This is a genomic window from Streptococcus sp. HMSC074F05 (assembly GCF_001808725.1).
GTDB lineage: Bacteria > Bacillota > Bacilli > Lactobacillales > Streptococcaceae > Streptococcus > Streptococcus parasanguinis_I.
On the sequence record NZ_KV794411.1, the window covers coordinates 406,549 to 418,228 of the forward strand.

Here is an 11,680-nt window from a genome sequence, read left to right on the forward strand (position 1 = left end):
TGTGACTGAATTCCTTTTTCTACAAAAGACTACTCAACATTCTTTGAAAGGAGTTGAACACGCCCTGAGTGCTGTGTGAAAAAGATAAATTTCTAATTTTCACTTTGTATTTTACGGGCTTTGTATCTTATATGAGTAATATCCAGAATATGTCCTTGGAGGACATCATGGGGGAGCGCTTTGGTCGCTACTCCAAATACATTATTCAAGAACGGGCTCTTCCTGATATTCGGGATGGCTTGAAACCTGTTCAACGGCGGATTCTTTATTCTATGAATAAGGACGGCAATACCCATGACAAGGGCTACCGTAAGTCTGCCAAGTCTGTCGGAAATATCATGGGGAATTTCCACCCTCACGGGGACAGTTCCATCTACGATGCCATGGTCCGCATGTCTCAGGACTGGAAGAACCGTGAGATTTTAGTTGAAATGCACGGAAACAATGGTTCCATGGACGGTGATCCACCAGCAGCCATGCGTTATACCGAGGCGCGTTTATCTGAAATTGCAGGATATCTCCTGCAAGATATCGAAAAGAACACAGTACCATTTGCCTGGAACTTTGACGATACAGAAAAAGAGCCAACTGTTTTGCCTGCAGCCTTTCCAAACCTCTTGGTCAATGGAGCTACAGGGATTTCAGCTGGTTACGCGACTGATATTCCGCCACACAACCTTGCAGAAGTCATCGATGCCGTGGTCTACATGATCGACCATCCATCTGCCAAGGTAGACAAGCTCATGGAGTTTCTACCTGGACCTGATTTCCCAACGGGTGCCATTATCCAAGGGCGAGACGAGATCAAGAAAGCCTATGAAACAGGTAAGGGACGGGTGGTTGTCCGCTCTAAGACAGAAATCGAGCAACTCAAAGGTGGTAAGCAGCAAATCGTGGTTACCGAAATTCCTTATGAGATCAACAAGGCTGTTTTGGTCAAGAAGATCGATGATGTTCGTGTCAACAACAAGGTTGCCGGTATCGCTGAGGTTCGAGATGAGTCTGACCGAGATGGGCTTCGCATTGCCATTGAGCTCAAAAAAGATGCCAATGCAGACTTGATCTTGAACTACTTGTTCAAGTACACAGACTTGCAGGTCAACTACAACTTCAATATGGTGGCGATTGACAATTATACCCCTCGTCAAGTGGGGATTATACCGATTTTCTCTAGCTACATTGCACACCGTCGGGATATCATTGTCGCTCGCTCGCGCTTTGATAAGGAAAAGGCAGAACGACGTCTCCACATCGTAGAAGGCTTGATCCGCGTCATTTCCATCCTCGATGAAGTCATCGCCTTGATCCGTGCTTCTGATAATAAGGCAGATGCTAAAGAAAACCTCAAGGTCAGCTACGATTTCACGGAAGAACAAGCAGAAGCTATTGTTACCTTGCAATTGTACCGCTTGACCAATACCGATATCGTCACCTTGGAAGAAGAGCATGCCAGTCTCAAGGAGCAAATCGCGACCTTGGCAGCCATCATTGGGGATGAACGGACCATGTTCAACCTCATGAAGAAGGAATTGCGTGAAGTCAAGAAGCTCTTTGGAAATCCGCGTCGCAGTGAATTGCAAGACACTGCTAAAACGATCGAGATTGATACAGCTAGTCTCATTGTTGAAGAGGAAACCTTCGTCAGCGTAACCCGTGCTGGATATATCAAACGGACCTCGCCTCGTTCTTTCAATGCATCAACACTGGAAGAAGTCGGTAAGCGAGACGATGACGAGTTGATTTTCGTAGAGCCTGCTAAGACCACTCAGCATCTCTTACTCTTTACCAACTTGGGGAATGCCATTTATCGACCAATTCACGAATTAACAGATACCAAGTGGAAGGATATCGGAGAGCACCTCAGTCAAACTTTAACCAATTTCGAGCAAGAGGAAGAAATTCTCTTTGCGGAGATTGTGGATCAGTTTGAAGGAGTGACTTACTTTGCAGCAACTCAACAAGGACAAATCAAGCGCTTTGAACGCAAGGAATTGAGCCCATGGCGGACTTATCGTTCTAAATCGACTAAGTATGCTAAGCTAAAAGATCAAGACGACCGTATCGTAGCAGTTGCGCCAGTTGTCCTTGAAGACATCATGATTATTACTAAAAATGGGTATGGGTTGCGCTTCAATATTGAGGAGGTCCCTGTCGTAGGAGCCAAAGCAGCAGGGGTCAAAGCCATTAACCTGAAAGACGGAGATCAAGTTGCTGCCGCCTTTAAGTCGACAACTCCAAGCATGTACATTCTGACTCAACGAGGCAGTCTCAAACGGATGTTACAAGACGATATTCCTGTGACCAGTCGGGCTAAACGGGGACTACAGGTCTTGCGTGAGTTGAAAAATAAACCACACCGTGTCTTCAAGGCAGGTCCAGTCTTCACTGACCAGGGAGATTTTGATCTCTTTACGAGCCAAGAAGAAGTGGCAGAACAAAATCAAATCCTTCAGATCACTTCTACAACAGGTCAGGTGACAGAAGTTGATTTGACACAATTAAGCATTTCTGAAAGAACAAGCAATGGATCCTTTGTCAACGATACCATTTCGGATCAAGAAGTTTTTTCAGCTACTATCAAATAAAAGAAAGCGTCGGTCCATTCTAGGACTGACTTTCTTTGAAAATAAATTTTCTGAAAATTGAAAATTTCGCTTGAAATTCTCATGAATTGGTGTACAATAGTGTACATAGATTGAGAAACTGAATCGACCTGCATCAGATCGACTAGGAATAGAAAGAATTAAAAGGAGCACTATCATGACAGTATCACTTGATTGGGAAAACCTTGGCTTTTCATATATGAATTTACCTTATCGCTATTTGGCACATTATCGCAATGGAGCTTGGGAAAAAGGGGAATTGACAGAAGATGCGACCTTGCATTTGTCCGAATCCTCTCCAAGTTTGCATTACGGTCAGCAAGCCTTTGAAGGGTTGAAAGCCTACCGTACAAAAGATGGAAGCGTCCAATTGTTCCGTCCAGATCAAAATGCCAAACGTTTGCAACGTACAGCAGATCGTTTGTTGATGCCTCAAGTTCCAACAGATATGTTTGTAGATGCTTGTAAGGCAGTGGTAAAAGCCAATGAAGAGTACGTTCCACCATATGGTACTGGTGCAACACTTTATCTTCGTCCACTTTTGATTGGGGTTGGTGATATTATTGGTGTGCATCCAGCAGATGAGTATATCTTTACCATCTTTGCCATGCCTGTCGGTAACTACTTTAAAGGTGGTTTGGTTCCAACGAACTTCTTGATTCAAGATGAGTATGACCGTGCTGCACCACATGGTACAGGGGCTGCAAAAGTTGGTGGGAACTACGCAGCGAGTATGTTGCCAGGTAAGATTGCGCATGATCGTAACTTCTCTGACGTGATTTATCTTGATCCAGCGACGCACACCAAGATTGAAGAAGTTGGTTCTGCAAACTTCTTTGGTATCACTGCTAATAACGAATTTGTAACGCCATTGAGTCCTTCTATTTTGCCATCGATCACCAAGTACTCTTTGCTTTACTTGGCAGAACACCGTCTTGGTATGACACCAATTGAAGGGGATGTCTTTATCAATGATTTGGATCGCTTTGTAGAGGCAGGAGCTTGTGGTACCGCAGCTGTCATCTCTCCGATCGGAGGCGTTCAACACGGTGATGACTTCCATGTCTTCTATTCTGAAACAGAAGTAGGTCCTATCACACGGAAGCTCTATGACGAGTTGACCGGTATCCAATTTGGTGATGTTGAAGCGCCAGAAGGATGGATTGTCAAAGTCGATTAAACCGAAAGCATATGAGACAAAAGTGTCCAGGCTTCAATGAGAACAAGTCTTAACGAAAAGACGCAGTAGCTAATGTTTCTCTTCATTCGCTTTTAGGAATAGAAGAGTGACAAATGACTCTTGCGGGGGTGGGATAAAGAAGGAATTTCTAACTAAATTCTTTCTGACCCACTCCCTTTTCTCTTGCGTCATCAAGAGAATTTTTGTAAAATAGAAAAAGTGAAAAGAGGGTTGAAATGAGTAAAAAAGATAAGAAAATTGAGATTCAAATCGTTGATAGTAAAGTAACTGTCGGAAAAGACACTTTTGATGGTTTCACTTTGTCCATTGGAAAGAAAACGATTGGTGAAATTGCAGACATGGCTGGTCAATTTGCCATTATCAAAAATGGAAATGTGGATTCTCTTTACAAAAAACTTGAAAAAGCCGTTGAAATTTTAATAGAAAATTATAATTTGAATAAATAAGGGCTTGCAATCATAGTAAATCAATGGTATAATAGATCCTGTTGATTTATATGGAGAGATAGCGAAGAGGCTAAACGCGGCGGACTGTAAATCCGCTCCTTCGGGTTCGGGGGTTCGAATCCCTCTCTCTCCATTTCATCCATGGGGTATAGCCAAGCGGTAAGGCAAGGGACTTTGACTCCCTCATGCGTTGGTTCGAATCCAGCTACCCCAGTTCTTAGGTAATATCAGATAAGTGATAAAATATCTATCCAGGTATTTTATTTCTTTATAGGATGAGTCGTTAAAGATTGTAGTTGATCTCATTGCGAGTGCTTGCTTAGGAAAAATAATTATAAGTATGTCAAGTTTTAGAAAACTTGATTGTTGGAGGATTTTTTAGATGAATGAATTTGAAGATTTGCTAAACAGTGTTAGCCAAGTTGAACCAGGTGACGTTGTTACTGCTGAAGTATTGACAGTTGACGCGAACCAAGCTAACGTTGCAATCTCTGGAACTGGTGTCGAAGGTGTCTTGACTCTTCGCGAATTGACAAACGATCGTGATGCTGACATCAACGACTTGGTAAAACCAGGTGAAACACTTGAATTGCTTGTTCTTCGTCAAGTAGTTGGTAAAGATACTGATACAGTAACTTACCTTGTATCTAAAAAACGTTTGGAAGCTCGCAAAGCATGGGACAAATTGGTTGGACGTGAAGAAGAAGTTGTTACTGTTAAAGGAACTCGCGCTGTTAAAGGCGGACTTTCAGTAGAATTTGAAGGACTTCGTGGATTTATTCCAGCTTCAATGCTTGATACTCGTTTTGTACGTAACACTGAACGTTTCGTAGGTCAAGAATTTGATGCTAAAATCAAAGAAGTAGATCCAAAAGAAAACCGCTTTATCCTTTCACGTCGTGAAGTTGTTGAAGCTGAATCAGCTGCAGCACGCGCAGAAGTATTTGGTAAATTGAACGTTGGTGATGTCGTAACTGGTAAAGTTGCACGTATCACAAGCTTCGGTGCTTTCATCGACCTTGGTGGTGTTGATGGATTGGTTCACTTGACAGAATTGTCACACGAACGCAACGTATCACCTAAATCAGTTGTAACTGTTGGTGAAGAAATCCAAGTGAAAGTTCTTGACTTGAACGAAGAAGAAGGTCGTGTATCACTTTCATTGAAAGCTACAACCCCTGGACCTTGGGATGGCGTTGAACAAAAATTGGCTGCTGGTGATGTTATCGAAGGAACTGTTAAACGTTTGACTGACTTCGGTGCATTCGTTGAAGTATTGCCAGGTATCGACGGACTTGTACACATCTCACAAATTTCACACAAACGTGTTGAAAATCCAAAAGATGTTCTTAAAGTTGGACAAGAAGTAACTGTTAAAGTTCTTGAAGTAAATGCAGCAGATGAACGTGTATCACTTTCTATCAAAGCTCTTGAAGAACGTCCAGCTCAAGAAGAAGGCGAAAAACAAGAAAAACGTCAATCTCGCCCACGTCGTCCAAAACAAGAAAAACGCGACTTTGATCTTCCAGAAACTCAAACTGGATTCTCAATGGCTGACTTGTTTGGCGATATCGAATTGTAATATTCAAAAAGCTTACCTCTCGGTAAGCTTTTTTTACTTGTAAAATTCTCGAGAATTTGATATACTATAACAGTTGCCACCCTTAGTGTAATGGATATCACGTAAGATTCCGGTTCTTGAGATGGGGGTTCGATTCCCTCAGGGTGGAAAGAAAAAAGGTTGAGAACTCTCAGCCTTTTTTGTTCGTTTCAAAGCTCAAAAAAGACTCTCAAAGTATGAGAGTCTTTTTAATTGAATTAGTTGATTGATGCTTCTTGGAATTCAGGATTTTTCCATGCTTCATCAATGATTGCTTGCAATTCATCAGCAGAAGCTTTCATTTTTTGTTGTTCCGCATCGTTCAATGGGATGTTCACTGGACGTACAATACCGTGTGCACCTACGATGGCAGGTTGACCGATAAAGACGTTGCTAACACCATATTGACCTTCTTGGAATACAGACAGTGGAAGTACTGCATTTTCATCGTCAAGGATTGCTTTAGTGATACGAGCAAGAGCAACAGCGATACCGTAGTATGTAGCACCTTTTTTGTTGATGATGGTGTAAGCAGCATCACGAACACCTTCGAACAATTCGATCAATTCAGTTTCTTGAACGTTTTGAGTATCTTTAAGGAATTCTTCAAGGTTTACACCAGCGATGTTAGCGTGTGACCATACAGCGAATTCTGAGTCTCCATGTTCACCCATGATGTAGGCGTGCACTGAACGAGCATCAACGTCCAATTTTTCAGCAAGTGCTTGACGGAAACGAGCTGAGTCAAGAGAAGTACCAGAACCGATAACGCGTTCTTTAGGGAATCCTGAGAATTTCCATGTAGAGTATGTCAAAACGTCAACTGGGTTAGCAGCTACAAGGAAGATACCGTTAAATCCTGATTTCACAACTTGTGTTACGATTGATTTGTTAATGGCAAGGTTTTTACCAACAAGATCAAGGCGAGTTTCACCTGGTTTTTGAGGAGCACCTGCAGTAATTACAACAAGGTCAGCATCCGCACAGTCAGCGTACTCAGCCGCATAGATCTTCTTAGGTGAAGTGAAGGCAAGGGCGTGGCTAAGGTCAAGCGCATCTCCGACAGCTTTTTCGTGCAATTGAGGAATTTCGATAATTCCAAGCTCTTGTGCAATTCCTTGGTTGACAAGTGCAAATGCATAAGATGAACCTACGGCACCGTCACCGACAAGGATAACTTTTTTGTGTTGTTTAGTCAAATCCATGAGTCTAAACGTCTCCTTCATTTTTTTTTGAGATAGATTCTCATACGACTTCATTCTACCACTTTTGAAAGTCTTTGTCATCTGAAACAGTATGAATCCTTGATGTAAACGTTTTTACGTTTGTGTTCCTAAGAAGAAAAATAGGCTAAAATGTGTTATAATAGTATGGTGAATTAAGTAAAGAGAGGCATTTTTTGAATGCAGGATAATAATCTAATTGATGTGAATTTAACATCAGAAATGAAGACGAGTTTTATCGATTATGCGATGAGTGTTATCGTAGCTCGTGCCCTTCCTGATGTTCGTGATGGTTTGAAACCTGTTCACCGTCGTATTTTGTATGGAATGAATGAATTGGGTGTTACGCCAGATAAACCACATAAGAAGTCAGCCCGTATCACAGGGGATGTTATGGGTAAATACCACCCACACGGGGACTCCTCGATTTATGAAGCCATGGTTCGGATGGCGCAATGGTGGAGTTACCGTTACATGTTAGTGGATGGCCATGGTAACTTTGGTTCTATGGACGGTGATGGCGCCGCTGCACAACGGTATACCGAAGCTCGTATGAGTAAGATTGCTCTTGAAATGCTGCGGGATATCAACAAAAATACAGTTGATTTCGCTGATAACTATGATGCCAGCGAGCGTGAACCTTTGGTCTTACCTGCACGTTTTCCTAATCTTCTTGTCAATGGTGCTACAGGGATTGCCGTTGGGATGGCAACCAATATTCCTCCACACAATCTGGGAGAAACCATTGATGCAGTGAAGCTGATGATGGATAATCCTGAGGTAACGACCCGTGAACTCATGGAAGTTCTTCCTGGTCCAGATTTTCCGACAGGTGCTTTGGTCATGGGGAAATCAGGTATCCACAAAGCCTATGAAACCGGAAAAGGATCAATCGTTCTTCGTTCTCGTACAGAGATTGAAGTAACCAAGAGTGGCCGTGATTGGATTGTTGTCACTGAGTTCCCTTATATGGTCAATAAAACCAAGGTGCACGAGCACATCGTTCGCTTGGTGCAAGAAAAACGGATCGAAGGGATTACAGCTGTACGTGATGAATCAAACCGTGAGGGGGTTCGTTTTGTGATTGAGGTCCGCCGAGATGCTTCGGCTAACGTTATTTTGAACAATCTCTTTAAAATGACACAAATGCAAACCAATTTTGGATTCAATATGTTGGCGATCCAAAATGGTGTTCCAAAGATTCTTTCTCTTCGCCAAATTTTAGGTGCTTATATTGAGCACCAGAAAGAAGTGGTGACTCGCCGGACTATCTTTGATAAAGAAAAAGCGGAAGCACGTGCCCATATTTTAGAAGGTTTGCTCATTGCCTTGGATCACATCGATGAAGTGATCCGGATTATCCGCAATAGCCAGACAGACGCTGAAGCACAAGCTGAATTGATGGCTAAATTCAAGCTTTCTGAACGTCAAAGCCAAGCTATTTTGGACATGCGTCTTCGTCGTTTGACCGGTTTGGAACGAGACAAGATCCAAAGTGAATACGATGATTTGGTTGCCTTGATTGCTGATTTGGCTGATATTTTGGCGAAACCAGAACGTGTGGCGACCATCATCAAGGAAGAACTGGAAGAAGTCAAACGCAAGTTTGGCGATGCTCGCCGAACTGAGTTGATGATCGGAGAAGTCCTTTCTCTTGAAGATGAGGACTTGATTGAAGAAACAGATGTCTTGATCACCCTTTCTAACAAAGGCTACATCAAACGTTTGGACCAAGCGGAATTTACGGCTCAAAAACGTGGTGGACGTGGGGTTCAAGGAACTGGTGTCAAAGATGATGACTTTGTCCGTGAATTGGTCTCTACGAGCACCCATGATCACTTGCTCTTCTTTACCAATAAGGGACGTGTCTATCGTCTGAAAGGTTATGAGATTCCAGAATATGGCCGGACAGCTAAAGGATTACCAATCGTCAATCTCTTAAAATTGGACGAAGGTGAATCGATTCAAACCATTATCAATGTGGAGCAAGACCGCAGTGACGAAGCTTATCTCTTCTTTACGACGCGACAAGGTTTAGTTAAGCGGACCAATGTAGCTGAATTTTCAAATATTCGTCAGAACGGTCTCAAAGCTCTGAATCTGCGTGATGAGGATGAATTGATCAATGTCTTCCTTACAGATGGCAATGCTGACGTCATTATCGGTACCAAGTATGGTTATTCTGTCCGCTTTAATGAGGCTGTAGTCCGCAATATGGGACGTTCTGCCACAGGTGTACGTGGTGTGAATCTCCGCGAAGGAGACAAGGTTGTTGGGGCTAGTGTCGTTACGGATCAAGATGAAGTATTGATCATCACTGAAAAAGGGTATGGTAAGCGTACAATGGCTAGCGAATACCCAACCAAAGGCCGTGGTGGTAAAGGTATCAAAACAGCCAATATTACAGAGAAAAATGGTCCTTTAGCTGGTCTTTTAACCGTTAAAGGGGATGAAGATCTGATGATCATTACCGATACCGGAGTTATGATCCGGATAGGTGTGGCTAACATTTCTCAAACGGGTCGTTCAACTCAGGGTGTGAAAGTCATGAGACTGGATCAGGATGCGAAAATTGTGACCTTTACAACAGTCCAGCCCGATGAAAAAGATGAAGAAGTAGTGGAAGAAAACGAATAGATAAGGGGACAGCATGTCACGCAAAAGAAAAAAGAAAAAGAGTTTACGCAATACTCTTATCAACATCGTTGCAACACTTTTGATTATTCTCTCGCTTCTCTTGATTTTCAATGCTCCGATCCGAAATATGATTATGGTTTGGCATACCAACCAATACCAGGTTAGCAAGGTCGATAAAAAAACCATTGAAAAGAATAAAGAAGTGAAGACGAGCTTTGATTTCCAACATGTCCAGTCACTCTCGACGGAAGCCGTCATCAATGCCCAATGGCAAGCTCAAAAGCTACCAGTAATTGGGGGAATTTCGATTCCTGAATTAAACATGAACCTTCCGATCTTTAAGGGACTTGAAAATGTAGCCCTTTACTACGGAGCAGGGACCATGAAGGAAAACCAAGTCATGGGGCAAGGCAATTATTCTCTTGCTAGTCACCACGTATTTGGCCTAACTGGAGCCAATGCCATGTTATTCTCACCATTAGAGAAAGCCAAGGCGGGTATGAAGATCTACATCACGGACAAAGAAAAAATCTATACTTATGTCATCTCATCTGTTGAGACCGTGACTCCAGACCGTGTAGATGTTATTCAAGATCGTGAAGGCGTTAATGAGATCACCTTGGTGACTTGTGAGGATGCTGCAGCGACTTACCGTACGATTGTAAAAGGGAATTTGGAAACCTCTATTGACTATGACAAGGCTCCAAAAGACATCCTGGATTCATTCAGCAAGTCTTATAATCAAATGCAACTTTAAGAAAATAAAGCCCGAGGCAGAGATGTCTGGGCCTTTTCTATGTAGGAGGCTGGGAGAAATTCTTGTAAAATTGTAAGAGATTGGTAATATAATGTAAGGAACTTGTCATAATATTAAGGGAAAATCAGTATATAATAAGAGGAGAAAGAGTATGATAAGGAGGTAGAATAGTGACGAAAGAGCGAATTTATCATCTCTTGCATCATTTCTACAATCTCTTAGTAAATGATTTTCCACGAAATGGTTTAATTACGAAAGGAATCTACGAAGTAGAGCAGGTCTACCAAGCTTTAGAGGCCATTCCTCAGAGTCAGGAGTACTTGATCCGCTGTGAAATTCAACAGTTTTTAAAGGAGCTTGAGCAAGTTCAAACAGGTTACCAGATCCGCTTTAATAAAGATGAAGTCTTAGTGTTAGATGATTTGAAACAAGAAATTGCCAGTAAATAATGAAAGATCGTCGTTTTCTCCATTTATTACGAATTAATAAGTGAGGAGGAAATTATGTACGACATATCATTTATTGAACCATCTTTGCTTCCTAGAGAACGTTTGGTTTCTGAAGGGGTGGATAAGCTGAGTCATCAAGAATTGTTATCCATTCTCTTACGGACAGGCAATAAGCAAAAAAGCGTTTATGAGATTGCACAAGGTCTTTTGAGTTCGGTTAATAGTTTAAAGGAGTTAAGTCAATTAACCCTAGAGGAGCTACAGGAAATCTCTGGCATTGGCCGGGTGAAGGCCATCGAACTTCAGGCTGTGATTGAGTTTGGACGAAGGATTCATAAAGATGAATTAATGAGTTCTGAACAGATCATGAGCAGTCAGAAATTGGCCCATAAAATTCAACAGGAAATCGGCCATAAGAAACAGGAACACCTGGTTGCCCTCTATTTAAATACGCAAAATGAAATTATTCATCAACAGACCATATTTATTGGAACCGTGAATCGAAGTATTGCGGAGCCACGTGAAATCCTGCATTATGCACTAAAACACATGGCAACCTCCATCATTTTGGCTCACAATCATCCATCTGGTGCCGTATTTCCAAGTAAAAATGATGATGAAGTAACGCATCGAGTCTTAGAGGCCTGTGAAGTGATGGGCTTAACCCTATTGGATCACTTGATTGTATCTGAAGAAAACTATTATAGTTACCGAGAAGAAACTGATTATTTGGTATAAAAAAGAGAGTGGGACAGAAATCGGTA

The 11,680-nt window shown here is 42.1% G+C and carries 9 protein-coding genes and 3 tRNA genes; 11 read left to right on the forward strand and 1 reads right to left on the reverse strand.

Annotation, left to right across the window (positions count from 1 at the left end; genetic code table 11):
- Positions 1 to 131 precede the first annotated feature (131 nt).
- The 7 genes from parC (at position 132) to HMPREF2685_RS05810 (ending at position 5,980) form a co-directional block, all read left to right on the forward strand.
- Positions 132 to 2,585 carry a DNA topoisomerase IV subunit A gene (gene parC / locus HMPREF2685_RS05780; RefSeq protein WP_070466683.1) on the forward strand — a complete coding sequence of 818 codons (2,454 nt, stop codon included), beginning with the start codon at positions 132 to 134 and terminating at the stop codon, positions 2,583 to 2,585.
- 175 nt (positions 2,586 to 2,760) lie between these two features.
- Positions 2,761 to 3,783 carry a branched-chain amino acid aminotransferase gene (locus HMPREF2685_RS05785; protein WP_070465861.1) on the forward strand — a complete coding sequence of 341 codons (1,023 nt, stop codon included), beginning with the start codon at positions 2,761 to 2,763 and terminating at the stop codon, positions 3,781 to 3,783.
- Between the two features lie 236 nt (positions 3,784 to 4,019).
- On the forward strand, positions 4,020 to 4,250 hold the full coding sequence (locus tag HMPREF2685_RS05790; protein ID WP_003003589.1) for a DUF2969 domain-containing protein: 231 nt from the start codon (positions 4,020 to 4,022) through the stop codon (positions 4,248 to 4,250).
- Positions 4,251 to 4,302: 52 nt separating this feature from the next.
- A tRNA-Tyr gene (locus HMPREF2685_RS05795) sits at positions 4,303 to 4,383 on the forward strand.
- Between the two features lie 9 nt (positions 4,384 to 4,392).
- Positions 4,393 to 4,464: transfer RNA gene (locus tag HMPREF2685_RS05800), tRNA-Gln, on the forward strand.
- 168 nt (positions 4,465 to 4,632) lie between these two features.
- On the forward strand, positions 4,633 to 5,832 hold the full coding sequence (gene rpsA / locus HMPREF2685_RS05805) for a 30S ribosomal protein S1 (protein WP_003011990.1): 1,200 nt from the start codon (positions 4,633 to 4,635) through the stop codon (positions 5,830 to 5,832).
- A 76-nt stretch (positions 5,833 to 5,908) separates the two neighbouring features.
- Positions 5,909 to 5,980 (forward strand) — tRNA-Arg (locus tag HMPREF2685_RS05810).
- Between the two features lie 88 nt (positions 5,981 to 6,068).
- Here the strand turns inward: HMPREF2685_RS05810 and HMPREF2685_RS05815 are convergent.
- Positions 6,069 to 7,055, reverse strand: a complete 987-nt coding sequence (locus HMPREF2685_RS05815; RefSeq protein WP_070465864.1) for an L-lactate dehydrogenase — start codon at positions 7,053 to 7,055, stop codon at positions 6,069 to 6,071.
- Positions 7,056 to 7,253: 198 nt separating this feature from the next.
- On the opposite strand from HMPREF2685_RS05815, the gene gyrA reads away from it, so the two are divergent.
- The 4 genes from gyrA (at position 7,254) to radC (ending at position 11,654) form a co-directional block, all read left to right on the forward strand.
- The gene (gene gyrA, locus HMPREF2685_RS05820) at positions 7,254 to 9,710 is read left to right on the forward strand and encodes a DNA gyrase subunit A (protein ID WP_070465866.1); all 2,457 of its coding nucleotides are present in this window, start codon (positions 7,254 to 7,256) and stop codon (positions 9,708 to 9,710) included.
- Positions 9,711 to 9,723: 13 nt separating this feature from the next.
- Entirely contained in the window at positions 9,724 to 10,467 is a 744-nt protein-coding gene (locus tag HMPREF2685_RS05825; protein WP_070465869.1) for a class A sortase, read from the forward strand.
- 170 nt (positions 10,468 to 10,637) lie between these two features.
- Positions 10,638 to 10,916: a porphobilinogen deaminase gene (locus tag HMPREF2685_RS05830; RefSeq protein WP_070465872.1), complete on the forward strand. Its 279-nt coding sequence runs from the start codon at positions 10,638 to 10,640 to the stop codon at positions 10,914 to 10,916.
- Between the two features lie 54 nt (positions 10,917 to 10,970).
- The gene (gene radC, locus HMPREF2685_RS05835) at positions 10,971 to 11,654 is read left to right on the forward strand and encodes a RadC family protein (protein ID WP_003011667.1); all 684 of its coding nucleotides are present in this window, start codon (positions 10,971 to 10,973) and stop codon (positions 11,652 to 11,654) included.
- Positions 11,655 to 11,680 lie beyond the last annotated feature (26 nt).